The sequence below is a fragment of the Ectothiorhodospira shaposhnikovii genome (assembly GCF_016584105.1).
Classification (GTDB): domain Bacteria; phylum Pseudomonadota; class Gammaproteobacteria; order Ectothiorhodospirales; family Ectothiorhodospiraceae; genus Ectothiorhodospira; species Ectothiorhodospira shaposhnikovii.
The window spans coordinates 12,563-33,086 of sequence record NZ_NRSM01000028.1; the positions used below are offsets into that span (position 1 = coordinate 12,563).

A 20,524-nucleotide genomic window follows, 5' to 3' on the forward strand; every position below is an offset into this window, starting at 1 on the left:
GTTTCATGCGGTTGACCGCCAGTGAAGATAAGCCTTGCGGCCCCAGGCAAAGACATAAGCCAGACCGCTGCTCACGGTGGTGAAAAGCACCAGCATCAGCATACCGTGCAGATACCATTCGGGAAGTTCCAGCACACCGGCGTTGATGATCACCGACAGCACCAGCACGATCTGAAAGAAAGTGTTGGCCTTGCTGATGAAAAGCGGCTGCATTTCCAGGCTGCGGGTCACCGCACGGAAAGCCATGGCCCCCAGAACGATAACGCCATCACGCGCCAGCACCAGCACAACCAGCCACCAGGGAAGCAATCCGGTCCAGGCCACGGTGAAATAGGTGCCCACCATGAGAATCTTGTCCGCCAGGGGATCCAGGTACCCCCCGAGCCGGGTATACCACCCGTAGCGACGCACCAGCCAGCCATCCAGACCATCCGACAGGCCAGCGATCAGCAAGAGCCACAGGACCAGCACATACTGATGGGTGGCCAGCGCCCAGATGATGGGCCCAGTCAACACGATGCGCAGCAACGTGATGACATTGGGCAACTGACGAAAACTCACCGCAGCAACCTGAAGCCGATGGTTTCAATCCCATCCACTGCCGTGGTCAAGGGATCCGGAACCAGCGTGGAGCCCAGCAGAGCGGCGCGCTCCAGGTCACGCCCACTGCCACGCACCTGAACCAGAAACAACGCACGATCCGGTTTCACCCCATGGGGACGCAAACGGGATACCGCAGCCATATCGGCAAGGTAGCTCTGCACTCGCAAATAATCCCCCAGGGATTCCACCCCAGTGACGCTGACCATGATCCCGCCTCGATCCGGCTGAATACCCGCGACAGTCAGGCGCCTTCCCAGGTAATCACCCAGCTGATGCATGACAGCGGCAATGGCGTCCGCCTGCGTCTCACCATCGCCCTGCCACTGCTCGGACTCGTCACCGCCAAACAGCTGCAACCGGGCCTGCCAGCGACTGCCTGAGGGCTGCACCCGGACAACCAGCACTCCGCCGGGGCCGTAGCGGCGGGATGCTTCCAGCAAGGGCTCATGAAATCCTCCCATCACATCGACCAGACTCACTCGCCCCTGGTCTTCAAGGTCCATCAGGGGGAACAGCAGGGTGATTCCACGCTCACGGGCAACGCTTTCCAGCGAGGCTCTGGCGTCATGATCGTCACCTGCCGAGATCAGCCTGCGTTCCTGCCGGTCCTGAACACCCAGCCAAACCAGGAGGGCAGGACGCTCCCCGGACCAGACCGGCAAACCGGCATCCAGAAGCTGCTGCTCCACCGCACGGACATCGAAACGAACCCACAACAGGCTGGTGCCTTCGTCGGGCGCGTCAAGGTACCGATATTGCTGCACATGGCGCGGGGCCTGTTCCAGCAGGGAAACGACACGGGGATCACTGACAATGTCTCGATGCCCCGACAGTCGAACCACAACCTCGGCCAGGGCCTGACTGAACCCCTCCATGCGCTCGGGGCGGTCCCTGGAAGCTACCCTGACCTCGGCTTCACCCAGTGACATTCCTGTCTCCGCAACCCCAGACAAGGGAGCGGCCAGCAAGGCCGGCAGCAGGAACAACGTAGCAATCAAGCGAAACGAAACCAGTGTTCTCATAGGTCCGGTACTAGGGCTACAGGCATTGGACTGGTTAAAATAGCATAAATACCCCCCAGCCAAGCGTGCGGGCAAAGCGGTTTTCCCCATTCCCTTGACTGACTTGAAGATGGCTTGCCCCGTACACCCTTTGGTAACATCAACGCCCTCTGGGGACAGCCCAAACATCGCATCATCCCTCCCACGCAAGGACAGACTTTCCATGGTCCAGAAAAAGACTCCTCCCACCCAGGGCATCAGCTACCGTGATGCCGGTGTGGACATCGACGCGGGCAACGCCCTGGTGGAACGCATCAAGCCCCACGCGCAGCGCACCCGCCGCCCCGGTGTCATGGCGGGCCTGGGCAGTTTCGGCGCCCTGTTCGAACTGCCCATCGCAGATTACAAGGAACCGGTACTGGTCTCCGGAACCGACGGCGTGGGCACCAAGCTCAAGCTGGCCCAGCAGCTGGGCCGCCACGACACCATCGGCATCGACCTGGTGGGCATGTGCGTGAACGACATCATCGTCCAGGGCGCCGAACCCCTGTTCTTCCTCGACTACTACGCCACCGGCAGTCTGGATGTGGATACCGCCGCGGATGTGGTCAAGGGCATCGCCGACGGCTGCGCCGAGAGCGGCTGCGCCCTGGTGGGCGGCGAGACTGCGGAGATGCCCGGCATGTACGCACCCGGCGAATACGACCTGGCCGGCTTTGCCGTGGGCATTGTGGAGAAGGCCCGCATCATCGACGGCAGCCAGGTCAGCCCCGGTGACGTACTGCTGGGCCTGGCCTCCTCCGGCCCCCACTCCAACGGCTATTCCCTGATCCGGCGCCTGCTGGAGATCACCGGCGCGGACCTGGACAGCCCCTGCGGCGAGACCACCCTGGGCGATGCCCTGATGGCCCCCACCCGCATCTATGTCAAACCCCTGCTTGAGCTGCTGCGGCAACAGCCCGTCCATGCCCTGGCCCACATCACCGGCGGGGGCATTCTGGAGAACCTGCCCCGGGTGATGTCATCCGGCACCGTGGCCAAAGTGGACCCCCAGGCCTGGCCAAGACCCCCGGTATTCCAGTGGTTGCAACAGGCCGGCGGCATTGATGAGCGGGAGATGCTGCGCACCTTCAACTGCGGCGTGGGCATGATCCTGGTGCTGCCGGAAACCGCCGTGGCCGCCACCGAGGCCCTGATGAGCCAGGCCGGTATCGACAGCTGGCGGCTGGGCAGCATCGAGGCCGGTGAAGGCGAAGCCCGTGTGGAGCTGACCCGCTGATGCGTCAGAGTCCTTCACCTGGGATCGTCGTCCTCATCTCCGGTTCCGGCACCAACCTGCAGGCCCTTATCGATGCCGTCGCCAACGGGGATATCCACGGCGAAATCCGGGGGGTGATCAGCAACCGTCCCGAGGTGGCCGGGCTGGAACGGGCCCGTCGTGCCGGCATCCCGGCCCGGGTGATCAATCACCAGGACTTCTCCGACCGGGACACCTTCGATCAGGCGCTGATGGCGGCCATCGACCAGCATCAGCCTGATCTGGTGGTGCTCGCCGGCTTCATGCGCGTGCTCACCCCGGCATTCGTGGGGCACCATGAGGGGCGCCTGATCAATATCCATCCCTCCCTGTTGCCGGATTTCCGGGGTCTTCACACCCATGAACGCGCTTTGGAAGCCGGTGTCCAATTGCATGGTTGCAGCATCCACTTCGTCAATACCGAACTGGATGGCGGGCCGGTCATCCTGCAGGCAAGCGTTCCCGTGCTGCCCGATGACACCCCACAAACCCTGGCGGCGCGGGTACAGCAACAGGAACACCGGGCCTATCCCCGAGTGATTCAGTGGTTCTGCCAGGGTCGACTGACACTCCGCAACGGACAGGTATGGCTCGATGAAAAACCTCTGCAGGCACCCCTTCAATTTTCGGACCCGATCACCCTCGCGGACAGTGCCTGCTGATACCCGAAGCAGGCGGTCACCTTACCGGATGTTGATCGGTACCACGCTGGCAGTCCTGCTGCTGGGCATGGCCATGCCGGCAACCCAGGCCCAGACCCTGCCCTTTGTCCCGCCCTCCTATACGGCGGAATACCGGGCGCAGAAGATGGGGCTGTCGGTGGTGGCCAGGATCACCCTCACCCGGGAAGGAGAGCGCCTGCGCTACCGGGCCCGGGTCAGGCCCACCGGTATGCTGTCCTGGGTACGCAACGACGAGATCATCGAGCAGAGCATCCTGCGCCTGACCCCCGCCGGGCTGCGCAGCGAGGAGTACCTCTACAGTCATACCGGCGCCAGCCGGGACCGGCGCACCGAGATCCGTTTCGACTGGGAAGCCCTCAAGGCCGGCGGCAGCCATAATGGCCGGGCCTTCGAGCTGGACATTCCCGACCGGGCCATCGACCGCTTCGCCCTTCAGCTCTCCATGATCCATGACGTCTGGAGCGGACAGCGTGAATTCACGGAAACCATCGTCGAACGCAATCGCATCCGGACCTACGAATTCACGGTGGGAGAACCCGAAACCATCGACACCCCCATGGGCGCGGTGGAGGCCATCCCGGTCACCCGCTACAACGAGGAACGGGATACCACCGTCAGTACCTGGTTCGCGCCCCGCCTCAACTATCTGCCGGTCCGCCTGGAACAGCTGGAGGACGGCGAACGGCTGGTCCTGACCATCCAGTCGGTGGAATGGCATGACAGCCGCTGATCCGGTCCTGGACTGTGATCTGGCCGTCATCGGCTCCGGACCCGGCGGCTATCGGGCAGCGGTGCTGGGGGCCTTGCGGGGGTTGTCCGTCGTCATCATCGAAAAGGCCGACTGGGGTGGATGCTGCCTGAACCGGGGCTGCGTACCCAAGAAGGACTGGTATCACACCGCCCGCCTGATGGCGGCCCAGGCGCACTTTGCCGGGCGCGGCCTCGATGGGCAACTGCGGGCGGACCTGGGCCGGGCCTGGGCGCATCAGCGCCGGGTGGTCGACGGCATCCGGACCCGCTATCTGGACTACCTGCACCACCTGAAGGTGACCCGGCTCGACGGCCATGCCCGCTTCCTGGACCCGCGACACCTGTCGGTGGAGCACCCCGACCGGCCGACCCGCCGGGTCCGGGCCGACCATGTCATCATCGCCACCGGCGGACAGCCGGTGATACCGGCCCCGTTCGAGCCCATCCCCGACAAGGTGCTCACCACGGACATGCTGTTCGACGCTCCGCCGCCACCGGGCGAGCGGGTGGCGGTGATCGGCAGCGGCGTGGTGGCCACCGAGTTTGCCTATATTTTCAGTCAGTTGGGGAGACAGGTCACCTGGCTGGCCCGCTCCCCCATGCTGCGTCGCCTGCCCCTGAGCCGGCCGGCCCGGGACGCCCTGACCCAGGCCCTGGCACGGCAGGGACTGCATTTGCGCAGCGGGATCGGATTCGAGGCGATCACGGTGACCGAAGACGACGTCCGGCTGCACCTGTCAGGGGATGAGACCCTCGCCGTGGACTGGGTTTGCCTGGGGACGGGACGCCGCCCCCATACCGAGGGACTGGCGCTGGAGCAGGCCGGGATTCGCACCGACGACCGGGGATTCATCCGCCGCAACGGGCAGCTGCAAACCGATGTCCCTCACATCTACGCCATTGGCGACGTGGCCTGTGAATGGATGACCGCCAATCATGCCTTGGCCGAGGCCACCGCCGTCATCGGCCACATCCGGGATGGGCAGGCACGACACCTGGACCCGCTGCGGGTGCCCATGGTGGTCTACAGCGCCCTGGAACTGGCCCGCCTGGGGATGGATGAAACCATGGCGGAAGACGCCGGACACGAACCGGCGGTGGGTTTTGCCGCCTTCGCGACGTCCCCCAGCGCCCTGGGCCAGGATGACACCGAAGGCTTTGTGCGCCTGATCGCGGACATGGACACCGGCGCCCTGCTGGGGGGCGAGATTCTGGGTGCCCAGGCCGGAGAATTGATCCACCTGCTGTCCCTGGCCCCGGACCGGGATACGGCCCTGGCCTGGATCGCCCGGGGGGCCTTCAATCACCCCTCGCGGACGGAAGAGATACTCAATGCCGCCGAGACCCTGGCCGGAAAATGGGGGCTGGGCAACCAGGTATTCGGGCCGTAAGGCCCTCCCCTCACGCTTGGGATCACTGCTCCGGAGCGCTGGTCAGGCGCATCTCGATGCGCCGGTTGCGGGCCAGTGCCGCCGGCGTATCCGCCGGGTCCAGGGGGTGAAATTCCCCGTATCCCGCCGCCGCCAGGCGCCGGGGCGCCACCCCGCGATCGATCAGGTAGTCCACGATGCGCTGCGCCCGGGCGGTGGAAAGCTGCCAGTTTGACGGAAACTGCTCGGTGCGGATGGGGCGCCGGTCCGTATGCCCCTCCACCATCAGCACCCAGTCGATATCCGCGGGGATGCGCTGCTCGATTTCCCGAACCAGCACCGCCACCCGGTCCAGCCGCGCCTGGCCTTCCACCTCCAGATCGGCGGAACCCGAGGCAAAGAACAGCTCGGACTGGAACCGGAAACGGTCGCCGACGATCTGGATATCCTCCACGTCCGCCAGCGATTCCCGCAAACGCCCGAAAAATTCCGAGCGATACCGGGCCAGTTCCTGCACCCGGTCAGCCAGGGCGAGGTTCAGGCGCTCCCCCAGGTTCTCCACCTGCAGCCGCTGGGCAACGATTATCGCCTCCCGCGCCTCCAGGGCCTGGTTGAGGGCAGTCAGCTGCAGCTGCACCTGCTCCAGCTGCCACTGCAACTGTGCCAGGTCCGTCTGGGTTTCCATCCCCAGGACCCGTTCCCGGGTCAGGTCTTCCTGGACCTGCATCAACAGCCGACGGTCCGCATCCTGTGCCTGCAGGGCGGCCTCCCGCTCCTCGAAGGTGGTCTGCAGGGTGGCGGTGAGGGCGTGGATGCGCCCTTCCAGGCGAACGTTGTCCGCCTCCTTCAGGGCCAGGGTCCGGGACAGCTCGCCGATGCGCTGGTGCAGGGTTTCCACGGTCTGGTCCCGCTGGAACAGGACATCGGAGAGATGGAACTGGGACACCACAAACAGCATGAGCAGGAAGACGAAGACCAGCACCACGGTGGCCAGCACGTCCACGAACCCGGGCCAGATGTCCAGGGAGGCACGACTGCGGCGGCGACTGGAGGGCAGCATGAGTGGTCAGCAGGCTCCGGATGGCATCGCTGGACGGTGCATCATCATTCCCGCTCCCGTCCCCCTTCCCCCAGACGGGCCGCCGTGCGGGTCATCAGGCGGACCTCGTCACGCAGCACGCCGATGAAATGCCCCCGGTCCTCGCCCAGTTGCACCCGCAGCTCCGACAGGGTATCGGCCACCCCGGACAGGTGCCGGCTCATCTCCTGCTCGCTGTCGGAACGGGCGCCGGTGGCTTCGGCCAACCGCTCCAGCACCCCCTGCAGCTCCGACTGGGTGCGGGCCAGCCCGAGCATGGCCTTCTGCTCGCCGCGCACCAGCTGGGCCACTTCGGCCACTTCCTGGGTCAGGGCGATCAACCGCTGGTCCGTGAGCCGGCGCTCATCCTCCCCCCGGGCCATCAGGCGCTGGAGCTTGTCCAGGCTGTCGGAAGTCTGTTCCAGCAGGGCCTGGATATAGGCCGGGACCGTCCCCTCCCCCTCCGACACCAGGGCACCGGTGGAGAGGCGGGTGAGGCCCGAAAGCCATTCCTCCAGTTCGTTGTAGAAGCGATTCTGGGCGTGGCCCGCCTGCAGGTCCACAAAGCCCAGCACCAGGGCACCGGCCAACCCGAACAGGGAGGAACTGAAGGCGGTTCCCAACCCCGAGAGGGGTTTCTCCAGACCGCTCTGCAGGGCGGCAAAGGCCCCGTTCATGTCCTCGCCGCCGATACCCATGTCCGAGATCACCGCACCCACGCCCCGCAGGGTATCCAGCAGGCCCCAGAAGGTCCCCAACAGCCCCAGGAAAACCAGCAGACCGATGAAATAGCGGGACAGATCGCGGGACTCGTCCAGGCGCATCCGGATCCCGTCCAGCAGGGTGCGCATGGAGACGGTGGACAGGGTGAACTGGTCGCCACGCCGCCCTGTCAGCAGGCGGGCCATGGCTCCCAGCAACCGGGTACGGGGGAGCTGGGCGGCCTCCGGGACATCGCTGGTGCGGAAGGCCTCGATCCAGCGCACCTCGGGATTGAGGATCAGTACCTGCCGGTAGTTCACCACCAGTCCCACCAGCAGCACGAACAGGATCATGCCGTTGAAGGCCGGGTTGGCCAGAAAGGCCGCCAGCAGGGGACCGGACAGCAGCAACGCGGCCGTCATGACCGCGAGCAAAAAGACGCTCATCCAGATGATGCTGTCCCTGGTCTTGCGCATGCGATGGCTCCCCCGGCCGGATGGTTCCGATATGGAGATATTAACCCGGCAACCACGCCGGTCCCTCCCACACAGGGAGAGGGGATTCAGGAAGGTAGAGAGTGTATTCCATACCAGCCTCCTCTCCCACAAGGAGAGAGGGGGCTATGGTAACAAGACCACGGGTGGGATTGCCGTGGAACCGGTCGGGTTCTGGTCAGTCACCGGCGACGGTGAGCCCGTCGATCAGCAGGGAACCGGTCCGGATATTGGCGCGCAAGTCCACGTCCGAACCCACGGCCACCAGATTCATGAACATGTCCTTGAGATTGCCCGCCACGGTGATCTCCGAGACCGGATACAGGATCTCGCCGTTTTCCACCCAGAATCCGGCCGCGCCCCGGGAGTAGTCGCCATTGACCATGTTGATGCCGTGACCGATCAGCTCGGTCACCAGCAGCCCCGTGCCCATCTCCCGCAACAGGGCCTGGGCATCCCCGGTGCCCGGGTCAATGGTGAGATTGCGCACGCCGCCGGCATTCCCCGTGGTCTCCATACCCAGTTTACGGGCGGAGTAGCTGTCCAGGGCATAGGATTCCAGGCGACCGTCACGGACCAGATCCCTGGCCCGGGTGGCCACCCCCTCGCCGTCGAAGGGTGCGCTGCCCAGGGCACGGGGGATGTGGGGCTGCTCGTGGATATGCACGAACTCGGGGAAGATCCGCTCCCCCAGCCGGTCCACCAGGAACGAGGACTTGCGATACAGGGCACTGCCGCGGATGGCGGCGACGAAATGTCCGAGCATGGAACGGGCCACATCCGGGGTATAAAGCACGGGAGCGCGGCGGGTGGAAAGACGCCGGGCATTGAGACGGCGCACCGCCCGGCGGGCGGCCTCGACCCCCACGGACTCGGGCGTTTCCAGGGCACCGGCCTCGCGGGCCACGGTGTACCAGTAATCCCGCTCCATGGTGCCGCCATCCCCCGCCAGCACGGAGCAACTCAGGGAATGGCGGGTGGCGGCGTAGCCGCCGATGAAGCCATGGGTGTTGCCGTAGATGGCGGTGCCCCGAAAGGTGTTCACGCTGCCACCTTCCGAATTGACGATCCTGGCATCCTCGGCGCGGGCCGCGGCCTCGCAGCGTCGGGCAATCTCGATGGCGTCATCGGCCTCCAGGTCCCAGGGATGATCCAGGTCCAGGGCGGGATAGTCCCGGGCCATGAGTCCGGCGTCAGCCAGGCCTGCACAAGGGTCCTCGGCGGTATAGCGGGCGATCCGGCAGGCGGCCTCGGCCACCTCCCGCAGGGATCGGGCACGCAGATCGGAACTGCTGGCGGAACCCTTGCGCCGGCCGATGTAGACGGTGACGCCCACGCCCTGGTCACGGTGAAACTCCAGGGTCTCCACCTCGCCCAGGCGTACGTTGACCGACAGGCCGGTATCGTGGCTGACCGCCACCTCGGCGGCCGTGGCCCCGGCGCGACGGGCCTCGTCCAGGACCTGCCCGACGAGATGTTCCAGCGCCTGCGCATCAAGAACCGGGGTCTGGGGTGCGGACATGAGATCTCCTTGGTAATGCGTGTGGCATGCTCGTTGAAGGGCGTCTTCGGGATACACTATGCCCCATGACGACCGATGATGAACTTGATGAATTCGACCGCCCCAGCCGCGGTTCCCGCAAACGGGAGGCTCAGGCCGCCAAGGACCTGGGCGAGGCCCTGCTTGAGCTTTCCGAGGCGGACCTCAAGGCCCTGGACCTGCCGGAACGCCTGCTGGACGCCCTTCGCCACTGCCGTGGCCTGCGCAAGGAGGCCCTGCGAAGACAACGCCAGTATATCGGCAAGCTGATGCGTCAGGTGGATGCCGGCCCCATTCAGGCGGCCATCGAGGCCAGGGAGGCGGCACGCCGGGCCCGGGCCCGGCAGTTCCACCGGATGGAGCAGTGGCGGGACCGTCTGGTCACCGAGGGGGAGACGGCACTGGCCACCTTCTGCGATGAGTACCCCCGTGTCAACCGCAAGCGCCTGGCGACGCTGGCCGCCGATGCCCGCTCGCAGCGCCCCGGGGCATCCCGTGCCCTGTTCCGCCTGGTGTCCGACACGATGCAGACACCGGAGAACCCACCGCAAGACGGTCAGTGACTGGTACCACCCACCGTCAGAGCATCCACCCGAAGGGTCGGCTGTCCGACCCCCACCGGCACGCTCTGACCTTCCTTGCCGCAGGTACCCACGCCGGTATCCAGGGCCAGGTCATTGCCCACCATGGAAATCCGGCTCATGACCTCGGGGCCGTTGCCGATCAGGGTGGCGCCCCGTACCGGCCGGGTCACCTTGCCGCCTTCGATCAGATAGGCTTCCGAGGCGGAGAAGACGAACTTGCCGGAGGTGATGTCCACCTGACCACCGCCGAAATTCACCGCATAGAGTCCCTTGTCCACCGAGGCGATGATCTCGCCCGGGTCATGGGCCCCCGCCAGCATGTAGGTATTGGTCATGCGGGGCATGGGCAGATGGGCGTAGGACTCGCGGCGACCGTTGCCCGTGGGCGCCAGCCCCATCAGCCCGGCATTGAGCCGGTCCTGCATGTAGCCCTTGAGGATACCGTCCTCGATCAGCACCGTGGACTGGGTGGGGATGCCTTCATCATCCACGTTCAGTGAACCGCGCCGCCCGGCCAGGGTGCCGTCATCCACCACCGTCACCCCGGATGCCGCCACCTTCTGTCCCACCCGGTTGCTGAAGGCCGAAGTACCCTTGCGGTTGAAGTCACCTTCCAGGCCGTGGCCCACGGCCTCGTGGAGCAGCACGCCGGGCCAGCCGGATCCCAGCACCACGGTCATGGTGCCCGCCGGGGCCTCGTCCGCCTCCAGGTTCACCAGGGCCTGACGCACCGCTTCCCGGGCATAGCCCAGACCCCGTTCCTGATCCAGGAAGAATTCGTAACCGCTGCGCCCGCCGCCGCCGCTGGAGCCCTGCTCCCGGCGCCCCTTGTCGTCCTCGGCAATGACATGGACGTTCAGGCGCACCAGGGGCCGCACATCCGCCGCCACGGTGCCGTCGGTGTGCATCACCATCACCACCTCATGGACCCCGGCCAGGCTGACGATCACCTGGCTCACCCTGGGATCCTGACGTCGGGCCTCCGCGTCCAGACGCTGTAGCAGATCGATCTTGGCATTCTCGTCCAGGGTCCCCAGGGGGTCCACCGGCAGATACAGGCGGTGTCCCGCCTCCCGCCGACGCACCGGCACCGTGCCGTCACGATGATCCCGGCCGATGGCGCGGGCGGCGCGCGCCGCCTCCATCAGGGACGGCAGCAGGATCTCGTCGGAATAGGCAAAACCGGTCTTGTCGCCGGACAGGGCGCGTACCCCCACCCCTTGCTCGATGTTGTAGCCGGCATCCTTGACGATGCCGTCCTCCAGCATCCAGGACTCATGGCGGGAAAGCTGAAAATACAGGTCGCCCCCATCCAGCCCGGGACCGCACAGGGTCCCGAGCACCCGGTCCAGGTCGGCCTCGGTGAGGCCGGCGGGTTCCAGCAGATGCAGGCGGGCGGTATCCAGGGCTTGGGTCATGAACAGGGCCTTTGGTCAGTGTCTTGGTACAGGCGCACGGCGATTACGGTAGAGGGCTGTCCTTGCAGTGTTGGGGCGTGGCGGCTGTATTTCAAGCCCTCAGAATACAAGGGATTTTCAGCCATGCCCTCCACCGCTCCGGTCGCCCCTCAGCGAAGATCGCAAGACAGCCGGCGATGGTAGATGGACGGGAAGCCGCGGCGGATGGACTGTTGCCGCTCCCGGTCCAGGGTTCCGGTCACGACCCCGGACCCCCGGGGCAGGCGATCCAGCACATTGCCCCAGGGATCGACCACCATACTGTCTCCATGGGTCTCACGGCCGTTCACGTGATACCCGCCCTGGGCCGCCGCCACCATATAGACCTGGTTCTCAATGGCCCGTGCCCGCACCAACGCCTCCCAGTGGGCACGGCCGGTCACGGCGGTGAAGGCCGCCGGAAGCACCACGATCTCCGCGCCACGGTCCAGCAACCCACGGTAGAGTTCCGGAAATCTCAGGTCGTAGCAGACCGAAAGCCCCATCACACCAAAGGGGGTCTCCACCACCACCACCTGGTCTCCGGCAGAGATGGTCTCGGATTCCTCGTAGTGTTCGTCATTGTCCGGCAGATGCACGTCAAACAGATGGATCTTGTCGTAACGGCCCACCGTCCGTCCCTGATCGTCATAAACCAGGCAGGCCGCAAACACCTTGCCCGGGTCAGGGCATTCCATGGGGATCGTTCCCCCCACCAGCCAGATCCCGTGGCGCCGGGCCTGTTCCGCCAGGAAATCCTGGATCGGGCCCTGGCCCGGTGCCTCCCGCAGCCCCACCTTGTCATGTTCGGTCATCCCCATGAGGGCGAAGTTTTCCGGCAGGACCACCAGGCGGGCGCCGGCCTGAACGGCCTGGGTGATCAGGCGTCCGGCCTCCTGAAGGTTGGCACTCAGGTTGGTCCCCGAGGCCATTTGAATGGCAGCGGCAATCGTCACATTAATTCCCTTGGCTATTGCGGTTCAGGGTAGGGGTTGGAGAGACAGCTCCATCCGGCCGGTGAGGCCTTCCCCCGCAACGCGCATGATGTCCGCGGAGGGAATGCCCAGTGCCACCAGCCAGTCCTGCAGTTCGGCGGCCCATAGCCGGCCCTGCTCCCCCGGAGGATGACGCAGGATCACCTGCCCACCCCCCCGGGACTCATAGCGGGACAGCAGACCGCGCAAGGCAGGTTCGGCCACCAGGGAAGCGGCGTCCCGCGGGCGGGTCCAGACATCGGCATCGAGGGTAAAGGCGGGCTCGCCCGCTGGCAGGAGAAGGGGGAAACACAGGAGGATCAGGGTCAGGCCCCGGCGCAGGATCGGCAGCATGGCGCTACTATAGCAACAGAAAGGTGAAAATGACGACAGTCCCTCAGGAACCCCGCCCTTCGAGGATCCGGGCCACGGCCTCCACCCGGGGTGACGACCAGTCCCCGGTCACCCGGTACTCCACCCGGGCCGCCTCGTCGATGCGCTCCCCCACCCCCAACACCCGGTCGAACACGAATACCGCCAGACCCGCCACCGGCCCACCGAGCAGTGCGCCGGCCAGGGGTAGCGTGCTCTTCACGCTGGGAGTCACGGTAATGGTCTGGTCATAATCCCTGGCCTCCACCCCGGTCCGGCCATGGATACGGATGCGGGCGGCCGGCCCGTGGATGCTCAGATCATCGGTATGGACATTCCCCTGGCTGAACCGGAATGTTCCTTCCAGATGATCAAAGGCAAACCCGCGCTGGAAAAAGTCCCGAAAATCCAGGGCCAGGCGCCGGGGCAAAAGATCAAGGCTGAACAGCCCCAGCAGACGCCCCGCCCCGGGCTCCACCTCGGTCAGGCGGCCGTCGTCCACGCGCACGTGCCCTTCACCTTCCAGGCTGGACCAGTCCACATGGGCAGGGGTATCGGGCCAGTGCAGCCGCGCCTCTAGCCCGACCCTGCCGCCACGAAAAACGGGCTGAAAACCCAGCAAGGTCAGACTCCGTCCCAGATCCTCGCTCTCCAGGGTCATCTGCAGCAGGGTCTCGTGGGCATCATCGTTCCGCCTGAGCCAATGCCCCTCGGCCTGGCCCCGGGTCAGACCCTCGCCATCGGCGAGCGAGAAGCGGCGGATCGCCAGGCCTTCGGGGCCGGGCTCGGTCTCCAGTCGCAGATCCTTGAGCCGATGCCCCTGCAATACCAGCCACTGAGCGGACAGGCGCAACGGCGGCAAACCGCCCGGATCCGGCCGGGCCCGGCCCTCGGCAGTTTGCACCGCGGCCCCTTCCAGCTGATCCAGATCCAGCAGTTCCAGATCCATGATCAAGCCATCTCCGGCCTCCAAGGGCCACTGGATGCGGCCCAGCATCAGGGGGGAGGCCACCTGGGCGGTCCAATGGCGCGACTCCTGGCGCGCATGCAGGCTCAGATCATTGATGCGTCGTCCCATGACCTGAAGACGGTCCAGGTGCAGATCCAGTTCCCTGAGCCACCCGTCCCGACCGGCCGGTTCGATCTCGCCGATATCATCCAGCACCGCCAGCCAGTCATCCAGGGACAACCCCGAGAGACTGCCCCTGACCCTGAAACCCTGATCCGGCAGACCGGCGGGCTGCCCCCCCAGACGCAATTCCCCCCGCTGCACCCGACCTGCCTCATCAAGGGTGAACAGGGCACGCAGGTCCTCTCCCAGCGTCACCCGAAAAGGCACATTCTCGCCCCGATCCAGCGGAATTCTTACCGCCAGGGGACGCGCCGCCTCCGGGGTCTTTGCCAGCGGCAGAGGCAAACTGGAACGGACCCCCACCAGATCGGAAGACAGGCTCAGTACACCCTGCGACAACCCTTCGGGAGGCACGCTCAGCCGCGCCTCCCAGCGGGAGGTTCCCTCCAGCCAGCCCAGCCAGGGCTCGGGCGCAATATCGCCCAGCAACCCCCTGATCGGCTGAGGACCCGCAGCCTGGATCTCCACGGCTCCCGCGGGAGTGCGATCCAGTTGCACCCGGATGCGGGCATCATTGAGCCGGGCGGAGACATCCCGGGCCCGGGCGCTACGCTCGGTGAAATCCACCGCACCTTGCACCGATTCCAGAACCAGCGGGGGATCCGCCAGGGACAGCCGGTTGCCATCCAGGGTCAGGCGCCCCCTGACCGTATCCGGATGTTCCAGGGTCTCGCGATCTTCCAGGGGGATGTCTATCCGTACCTCCAGCCCCGCCTCGCCCCGGGCCGAAACCCCGGCCAGCAGGGTCTCCAGCCCTTCCCCCAGGGGGCTTTCGCCGACGAAACGCAGATAATCCCGCGCCGGTCCCCATGCCTGTCCCTCGATAGTGAGCACAGGGCTTTCAAGATCATCGATCCGCACCCGGGCATCGTGTATGCGGGCATCGAAAAGTCGTGCCTCCCCGTCATGAATCCGCATGCCCTGGTTACGAAACTCCAGGGTGGCAGAAATCGCTTCCAGACGCGGCCAGCCGTCTTCATAGTCCAGCACGCCCTCTTCCACCCGGGCGCTGACCAGAAAGACCCCTTCGTCCTCGCGGAAGGGAAAGTCACTGAACCTTCCACGGAACAGCAGGCCGCCCTCGATGACCCGACCATCCAGGATGCCGCGACTCAGCCACTGATAGGTCTTCTCCGGCAGGATGCCCCGGGGCAGGTAATGGGCCGTCCGGGCACCGTCACCCTCGGCAAAGGACAGCTGCAGATCCATGCCCGGTTCGGCGCCCAGGTGAATCACGCCCTGCCCCCGGGCCTGCAGGTCGGCATTGGCCACCGTCAGTCCTTCCAGGTGCAGCCTGGACCCATCCGGCTCCGGTAGCCAGCGCACCAGTCCCTTAAGGGTATCGGCCCGCAGCTCGTGGTCGAACAGGTCCGGCAACGTCACTCCAAGGCCGACGCTATCCAGCCATAGCTCGCCGCCCGCCTCGGTGAAGGCAAAGGCGCCGTCCGCCCCCTGGATCCCCGGCAACACCGTCCAGGGAACCATACCCACGCCCTGAAAACGCCCATCGGTGATAAAGCGAAGCCCTCCCTCGGGGGGCAGGATCAGCCCCACACGGGTTTCCGTCAACGTCCCCTTGGGCGAGAGTGCCGCAAGCAGCTGCTGGAAGGGGTTGTCCACCCAGGGCTGATGCAGAACCAGGGGCAGCAGATCCTCCAGACGCAGATAGTCCAGCCAGGCATTCACCTGCACACCCCGGGCATCTTCCACCACGCTCAGGTCCAGGCCACCCCCGGGCCAGTGATCCCCTTGGCGCGACAGCCTCAGTCCGTCCACCCGCAGATCCCAGCCACCCTCACGGGCATACCACAAGGCCCGTCCCTCCAGGGCATCCAGCACCGGCGCGGGCAGGTCGGGATCCTCCAGGGAGACCATTTCCAGATGTCGCAAGGCCAGTTCCAGGTAAGCCCGCTGCAGACCACCCCGGCGCCAGTGCAACCAGAGCCGGCCGTCCAGGTTACCCGTGCGCAAACCCAGGGCGGCACGGGCATCCTCGGGCAGCCCCTCCAGTTCCAGCCCATCGGCCTGGATGAAGGTCTTGCCGTCCCAGCCATCCCACTGGCCGCTGTGGTTCAGATCCATGCCCACCCGGAACGAACGGCCCAACTCCTCCGGCAGAAAGACCTCTCCGGCCATGCGTACCCGACGGGGCTCCAGCGAGATGTCCAGGTTCAGGTCGTCGAACTGGTAATCAATGCCCAGTCGCAAATCTTCCCAGCGCAACCGGCTTTCGCTCAGGGTGAAGGCCCGGCCCACCAGTAGCGCCAGCACATCCGGTGACGGCGCGGATGCCGGGGCATCAGACTGCGGCGGCAGGGCATCCACACCGCGCACCTGTACCCGCCCGGCCTCGTCCCGATGCAGGTGCAGATCGGCACCCCGCATCTCCACATGCCCCAGCACCAGCCGCCCCTGTCGCAGGCTGCGCCAGGGAGCAAGACCAAGATCCAGATGTTTGAGGACGAGGATCGGTTCTGCCTCGTCGGTGCCGTGGACCTGAACATCGGAGACGGTGACCTGGGGCGACAGAATGCGCCACCGGGCGTGCAGTGCGCCCACCGTCACCCGCTGGCCGGACTGTTCGGAGAGAAAGCGTTCCAACGGTGCGCGCAGCCCATCCAGCTGCGGCGCGATCAGCCGCAGGCCTGCCACCAGAGTTGCCGCCACCAGCAGGCTGATGACCAGAATACGCAGGCTGACGGCCAGGGTGGGTCTGAGCAAGCGACGGACTCCTCAAGGTCCGGGGCGGAATGCGGGGTTACAGGAGCACGACGTCGAACTGCTCCTGGGTATAAAGGCTCTCCACCTGGAAACGGATGGGGATGCCGATGAATTCCTGCAGCTGGGCAACGCTGGCGGACTCCTCGTCCAGCAGCAGGTCCACCACCGGCTGGGAGGCCAGCACCAGCAGTTCCCGGGCGTCGAACTGACGGGCCTCGCGCAGGATCTCCCGGAACATCTCGTAGCAAACGGTCTCGGCGGACTTTACGTAACCGCGCCCCATGCAGGTGGGACAGGGTTCGCAGAGCAGATGTTCCAGGCTTTCGCGGGTACGCTTGCGGGTCATTTCCACCAGTCCCAGGGGCGAGACATCACAGATCTGACTCTTGGCATAGTCCTTTTCCATCGCCTTTTCCAGGGAACGCAGCACCTGGCGCTTGTGATCCTCCTGGGTCATGTCGATGAAGTCGACGATGATGATGCCCCCCAGATTGCGCAGGCGCAGCTGCCGGGCAATGGCCTGGGCCGCTTCCAGGTTGGTCTTGAAGATGGTTTCTTCCAGGTTGCGGTGGCCCACGAAGGCTCCGGTGTTGATGTCGATGGTGGTCATCGCCTCGGTCTGGTCGAAGATCAGATAACCACCGGACTTGAGTTCCACCTTCCGTTCCAGGGCCTTCTGGATCTCGTCCTCCACGTTGTAGAGGTCGAAGATGGGGCGCTCGCCGGGATAATGCTCGATCCGGTCCAGCAGCTCGGGCACATACTGGGCGGCGAACTCGCTCACCCGCTGCACCGTCTCCCGGGAATCGATGCGGATCTTCTCCAGTTCCACCCCCACCATGTCCCGCAGGATTCGCAGGGTCAGCGGCAGGTCCATGTAGACCTCGGAACCGGCCCGCACCTTCTGTACCGCCTGCTGAATGGTCTGCCAGAGTTTCACCAGGAAGATCATGTCGTTGCGCAGGGCCTCCAGGGGCGCGGCCTCGGCGGCGGTGCGCACGATGAAACCGTGGCTGCACCCGAGTTCCGCCTGCAGGCCTTCCACCGTGCCCTTGAGCCGGGCGCGCTCGGTGTCCGACTCGATGCGGGTGGAGATGCCCACGGTGGTATTGCCGGGCATGAGCACCAGATACCGGGAGGGCACGGTGATGTAGGTGGTCAGGCGTGCCCCCTTGGTGCCCAGGGGGTCCTTGATCACCTGCACCAGGATGTCCTGCCCTTCCCGCAGCAGGCGCTGGATGGGCTCGGTACGTTCCGTCTCGCCGCCCTGCAGTTCTTCCCGTTCCACCGGGGCCACGTCGGAGGCGTGCAGAAAGGCGGCCCGCTCCAGGCCGATGTCCACGAAGGCGGCATCCATGCCCGGCAGCACCCGGCTGACTCGCCCCTTGTAGATGTTGCCCACCAGCCCCCGGCGCCGGGCCCGCTCCATGCTGAGTTCCATCAGCACACCGTTTTCCACCAGGGCCACGCGGGTCTCCTGGGGGGTGACGTTCATTAGGATTTCCGTGCCCATCATCGGGGTGCCTTCAGGTTTGATTATCAATGCCGGATATTAGACCGCAGCGACGCAGAAGTTCCCCGGTCTCGAACAGGGGCAGCCCCACCACACCGGAGTAACTGCCCTCAATGTGGGCGACGAACAGGGCGCCCAGGCCCTGAATCCCGTAGGCACCCGCCTTGTCGGCCGGTTCTCCGGAAGCCCAATAGGCGTCCATGTCAGCGGGACTCAGGTCGCGAAATCGCACCCGGGTGGTGGACAGGGCCTGATGACAGCACCCCTGATATAGCAGGGCCACGGCGGAGAGGACCTCATGGGTCCGACCGGACAGACGGCCGAGCATGTCCAGGGCATCTTCCCGATCCCTGGGCTTGCCCAGGATATCACCGTCGATGCTGACCACGGTGTCCGCGCCCAACACCGGGAGGTGACCGGGAACGGCGTCATGGGCTGACCGGGCCTTGGTGACCGCCATGCGCAGGGTAAAATCCTCGGGGGATTCTCCGGCCAGGGGGATCTCCTCCACGTCCACCGGATGCGCCTGCCAGGCCACACCGATCTGATCCAGCAGTTCGCGGCGGCGGGGCGAGGCGGAGGCAAGGATGAGCATGGGCGAATCTCCGGGTGTGAGGCATCGGGTTGGGCACCTGGCACGGAGGCCGTGCCGACGGTCACGCCCGATGATAGGGGTGATTGCGCAACAGACTCCAGCCGCGGTAGATCTGTTCCGCCAGGATCACCCGCACCAGGGGATGGGGAAAGGTCAGCGGCGACAGGGACCACTTGAAGTCCGCCCGGGCGCGGCAGGCGTCGGACAGACCGTCGGCGCCCCCCACCAGCAGGGCCACGTCCCGGCCCGACTGCATCCACTGATCCAGTTGCCGGGACAGGCCGGCGGTATCCAGGCCGCGGCCCTTCTCGTCCAGGGCCACCACCCAGCAGTCCCGGGGCACCGCCGCCAGCAGACGCTCGCCCTCCTCTTCCCGCAGACGCTCCACCGGGGCGTTGCGTCCCCGCCGGGGCGAAGGGATCTCCCGCAGCTCCAGGCTGCATTCAGCGGGCAGTCGCCCGGCATATTCCCGGTAGGCCTCGGTCACCCAGCCGGGCATGCGATTGCCCACCGCCAGCAGATGGATGCGCACGCAGGCCTAGCGACGCAGGCGGCGCAGGGCCGCGGCCGGAGAATCCTCGTCCGTTTCCTCATCCGAGGCCGCCTGCAGGGATTCGTCCGTCAGCCACAGCTTCTCCAGATTGTAGAAGTCGCGGACCTGGGGCAGCATCACGTGGACCACCACGTCATCCAGATCCACCAGCACCCACTCCCCTTCCCGCTCGCCCTCGGCGCCCAGGGGTTGGATGCCGGCTTCCTTCGCCTTGATGATGACGTTGTCGGCCAGGGATTTCACATGGCGGTTGGATGAACCGGAGGCAATCACCATGGTGTCGGTGATGGCGGTCTTGCCTCGCACGTCAATGCACTTGACGTCCTGGGCTTTCATGTCGTCCAGGGCCTGGAGGACGATCTGGGTCAGTTGTTCTGTCTGCATGCATCCCTCTGGGAAAGCGGTGAAAGATAAAGATAAAGCCAGGATTACGACAATGCCGCCGACACGGCCGCCCGAGGGGGCGACCCGGTCAGCACGGGCTACCCGTAGCCGCGGCGTGTTCCTGATAGAGTCCGTGACGGTGAATGTACTCCAGCACCGGCTCCGGCAGCAGAAATCTCGGACTGCGCCCCCGGGCCACCAGACCACGGATGGTGGTGGCGGAGATATCCAGTTGGGTCACGGGCATGCACAGGATACGCCCCGCCGGCGCGGCGCGCAGTTCGGCGGGGTCTGCCGCCCGCCGGGATGCCGCCCAGGCCTCCAGGGCCCGGGGCTCGTCGCTGCCCGGCCGGTGGGCCACCACGATATGGGCCAGGCCGAACAGCTCCTGCCAGCGATGCCAGGAGGACAGGCCGGCAAAGGCGTCCATGCCCAACAGCAGGCACAGGGGTACACGCGAGCCAAGTTCCCGGCGCAGGCTCTCCAGGGTGTCCACGCTGTAGGAAGGTCCGGCCCGCTCCAGCTCACGACGATCCACGCTGAAACCGGGATGGAGGGCCACCGCCTGTTCCACCATGGCCAGGCGGTGCGACATGTCGGCCTCGGGCCGGCGCCGGTGGGGCGGCAGGCCGCAGGGGATGAAGCGCAGCTCATCCAGATCCAGGCATTCCTGGATCTCCAGCGCCGGACGCAGGTGTCCGAAATGGATGGGATCGAAGGTGCCGCCCAGGATGCCGATCAT

At 65.9% G+C, this 20,524-nt stretch carries 19 protein-coding genes; 5 read left to right on the forward strand and 14 right to left on the reverse strand.

The features are described from left to right. Positions 1–3: 3 nt before the first annotated feature. Together CKO35_RS13900 and CKO35_RS13905 are read right to left on the reverse strand one after the other, a co-directional pair. Positions 4–561, reverse strand: a complete 558-nt coding sequence (locus tag CKO35_RS13900) for a CDP-alcohol phosphatidyltransferase family protein (protein ID WP_200176735.1) — start codon at positions 559–561, stop codon at positions 4–6. Further along, a complete protein-coding gene (locus CKO35_RS13905; protein ID WP_200176736.1) occupies positions 558–1,532 on the reverse strand; it encodes a DUF2066 domain-containing protein in 975 nt (324 codons plus the stop codon). Before CKO35_RS13905 ends, CKO35_RS13900 begins: the two co-directional genes overlap by 4 nt. 295 nt (positions 1,533–1,827) lie before the next feature. On the opposite strand from CKO35_RS13905, the gene purM reads away from it, so the two are divergent. The 4 genes from purM to CKO35_RS13925 are packed head-to-tail and all read left to right on the forward strand — an operon-like array spanning position 1,828 to position 5,725. Then, a complete protein-coding gene (purM, locus tag CKO35_RS13910; protein WP_200176737.1) occupies positions 1,828–2,883 on the forward strand; it encodes a phosphoribosylformylglycinamidine cyclo-ligase in 1,056 nt (351 codons plus the stop codon). Next, on the forward strand, positions 2,883–3,563 hold the full coding sequence (purN, locus tag CKO35_RS13915) for a phosphoribosylglycinamide formyltransferase (RefSeq protein WP_200176738.1): 681 nt from the start codon (positions 2,883–2,885) through the stop codon (positions 3,561–3,563). The genes purM and purN overlap by 1 nt, the downstream gene beginning before the upstream one ends. A gap of 28 nt (positions 3,564–3,591) precedes the next feature. Beyond that, positions 3,592–4,314, forward strand: coding sequence for a DUF3108 domain-containing protein (locus CKO35_RS13920; RefSeq protein ID WP_200176739.1), 723 nt, complete (start codon positions 3,592–3,594; stop codon positions 4,312–4,314). Beyond that, entirely contained in the window at positions 4,301–5,725 is a 1,425-nt protein-coding gene (locus CKO35_RS13925; protein ID WP_200176740.1) for a dihydrolipoyl dehydrogenase family protein, read from the forward strand. Before CKO35_RS13920 ends, CKO35_RS13925 begins: the two co-directional genes overlap by 14 nt. A gap of 22 nt (positions 5,726–5,747) precedes the next feature. Here CKO35_RS13925 and CKO35_RS13930 read toward each other — a convergent pair whose 3' ends face one another. From CKO35_RS13930 to pmbA, 3 genes are all read right to left on the reverse strand, one after another. Further along, positions 5,748–6,764: a peptidoglycan -binding protein gene (locus tag CKO35_RS13930; protein WP_200176741.1), complete on the reverse strand. Its 1,017-nt coding sequence runs from the start codon at positions 6,762–6,764 to the stop codon at positions 5,748–5,750. A gap of 44 nt (positions 6,765–6,808) precedes the next feature. Next, complete coding sequence (locus CKO35_RS13935; RefSeq protein WP_200176742.1) at positions 6,809–7,960, reverse strand: flagellar motor protein MotA; 1,152 nt, start codon at positions 7,958–7,960, stop codon at positions 6,809–6,811. 196 nt (positions 7,961–8,156) lie between these two features. Then, positions 8,157–9,500: a metalloprotease PmbA gene (pmbA, locus tag CKO35_RS13940; protein WP_200176743.1), complete on the reverse strand. Its 1,344-nt coding sequence runs from the start codon at positions 9,498–9,500 to the stop codon at positions 8,157–8,159. Positions 9,501–9,565: 65 nt separating this feature from the next. Between pmbA and yjgA the strand changes: the two genes are divergently transcribed. After that, the gene (yjgA, locus tag CKO35_RS13945) at positions 9,566–10,081 is read left to right on the forward strand and encodes a ribosome biogenesis factor YjgA (protein WP_200176744.1); all 516 of its coding nucleotides are present in this window, start codon (positions 9,566–9,568) and stop codon (positions 10,079–10,081) included. Here yjgA and tldD read toward each other — a convergent pair. From tldD to nadD, 9 genes are all read right to left on the reverse strand, one after another. After that, positions 10,075–11,520 carry a metalloprotease TldD gene (gene tldD / locus CKO35_RS13950; RefSeq protein ID WP_200176745.1) on the reverse strand — a complete coding sequence of 482 codons (1,446 nt, stop codon included), beginning with the start codon at positions 11,518–11,520 and terminating at the stop codon, positions 10,075–10,077. The genes yjgA and tldD overlap by 7 nt on opposite strands. 149 nt (positions 11,521–11,669) lie before the next feature. Beyond that, positions 11,670–12,494: a carbon-nitrogen hydrolase family protein gene (locus tag CKO35_RS13955; protein WP_338031807.1), complete on the reverse strand. Its 825-nt coding sequence runs from the start codon at positions 12,492–12,494 to the stop codon at positions 11,670–11,672. 24 nt (positions 12,495–12,518) lie between these two features. After that, the gene (locus tag CKO35_RS13960; RefSeq protein ID WP_200176746.1) at positions 12,519–12,866 is read right to left on the reverse strand and encodes a hypothetical protein; all 348 of its coding nucleotides are present in this window, start codon (positions 12,864–12,866) and stop codon (positions 12,519–12,521) included. A 43-nt stretch (positions 12,867–12,909) separates the two neighbouring features. Then, on the reverse strand, positions 12,910–16,737 hold the full coding sequence (locus tag CKO35_RS13965) for a YhdP family protein (RefSeq protein ID WP_200176747.1): 3,828 nt from the start codon (positions 16,735–16,737) through the stop codon (positions 12,910–12,912). 37 nt (positions 16,738–16,774) lie between these two features. Beyond that, positions 16,775–18,253: a ribonuclease G gene (gene rng, locus CKO35_RS13970; RefSeq protein ID WP_200176748.1), complete on the reverse strand. Its 1,479-nt coding sequence runs from the start codon at positions 18,251–18,253 to the stop codon at positions 16,775–16,777. A gap of 10 nt (positions 18,254–18,263) precedes the next feature. Next, on the reverse strand, positions 18,264–18,845 hold the full coding sequence (locus CKO35_RS13975) for a Maf family protein (protein WP_200176749.1): 582 nt from the start codon (positions 18,843–18,845) through the stop codon (positions 18,264–18,266). A 61-nt stretch (positions 18,846–18,906) separates the two neighbouring features. Beyond that, positions 18,907–19,377, reverse strand: coding sequence for a 23S rRNA (pseudouridine(1915)-N(3))-methyltransferase RlmH (rlmH, locus tag CKO35_RS13980; RefSeq protein WP_200176750.1), 471 nt, complete (start codon positions 19,375–19,377; stop codon positions 18,907–18,909). A gap of 6 nt (positions 19,378–19,383) precedes the next feature. Beyond that, on the reverse strand, positions 19,384–19,782 hold the full coding sequence (gene rsfS / locus CKO35_RS13985) for a ribosome silencing factor (RefSeq protein WP_200176751.1): 399 nt from the start codon (positions 19,780–19,782) through the stop codon (positions 19,384–19,386). A gap of 88 nt (positions 19,783–19,870) precedes the next feature. Beyond that, complete coding sequence (gene nadD, locus CKO35_RS13990) at positions 19,871–20,524, reverse strand: nicotinate-nucleotide adenylyltransferase (RefSeq protein ID WP_200176752.1); 654 nt, start codon at positions 20,522–20,524, stop codon at positions 19,871–19,873.

Bases quoted from the DNA above. Each gene is read 5' to 3' on its own strand.
- CKO35_RS13905 (WP_200176736.1), bottom strand. From the start codon at position 1,532: ATGTCACTGGGTGAAGCCGAGGTCAGGGTAGCTTCCAGGGACCGCCCC.
- purM (WP_200176737.1), top strand. From the start codon at position 1,828: ATGGTCCAGAAAAAGACTCCTCCCACCCAGGGCATCAGCTACCGTGAT.
- purN (WP_200176738.1), top strand. From the start codon at position 2,883: ATGCGTCAGAGTCCTTCACCTGGGATCGTCGTCCTCATCTCCGGTTCC.
- CKO35_RS13920 (WP_200176739.1), top strand. From the start codon at position 3,592: ATGTTGATCGGTACCACGCTGGCAGTCCTGCTGCTGGGCATGGCCATG.
- CKO35_RS13925 (WP_200176740.1), top strand. From the start codon at position 4,301: ATGACAGCCGCTGATCCGGTCCTGGACTGTGATCTGGCCGTCATCGGC.
- CKO35_RS13930 (WP_200176741.1), bottom strand. From the start codon at position 6,764: ATGCTGCCCTCCAGTCGCCGCCGCAGTCGTGCCTCCCTGGACATCTGG.
- CKO35_RS13935 (WP_200176742.1), bottom strand. From the start codon at position 7,960: ATGCGCAAGACCAGGGACAGCATCATCTGGATGAGCGTCTTTTTGCTC.
- pmbA (WP_200176743.1), bottom strand. From the start codon at position 9,500: ATGTCCGCACCCCAGACCCCGGTTCTTGATGCGCAGGCGCTGGAACAT.
- yjgA (WP_200176744.1), top strand. From the start codon at position 9,566: ATGACGACCGATGATGAACTTGATGAATTCGACCGCCCCAGCCGCGGT.
- tldD (WP_200176745.1), bottom strand. From the start codon at position 11,520: ATGACCCAAGCCCTGGATACCGCCCGCCTGCATCTGCTGGAACCCGCC.
- CKO35_RS13960 (WP_200176746.1), bottom strand. From the start codon at position 12,866: ATGCTGCCGATCCTGCGCCGGGGCCTGACCCTGATCCTCCTGTGTTTC.
- rng (WP_200176748.1), bottom strand. From the start codon at position 18,253: ATGATGGGCACGGAAATCCTAATGAACGTCACCCCCCAGGAGACCCGC.
- CKO35_RS13975 (WP_200176749.1), bottom strand. From the start codon at position 18,845: ATGCTCATCCTTGCCTCCGCCTCGCCCCGCCGCCGCGAACTGCTGGAT.
- rsfS (WP_200176751.1), bottom strand. From the start codon at position 19,782: ATGCAGACAGAACAACTGACCCAGATCGTCCTCCAGGCCCTGGACGAC.
- nadD (WP_200176752.1), bottom strand. From the start codon at position 20,524: ATGATCGGCATCCTGGGCGGCACCTTCGATCCCATCCATTTCGGACAC.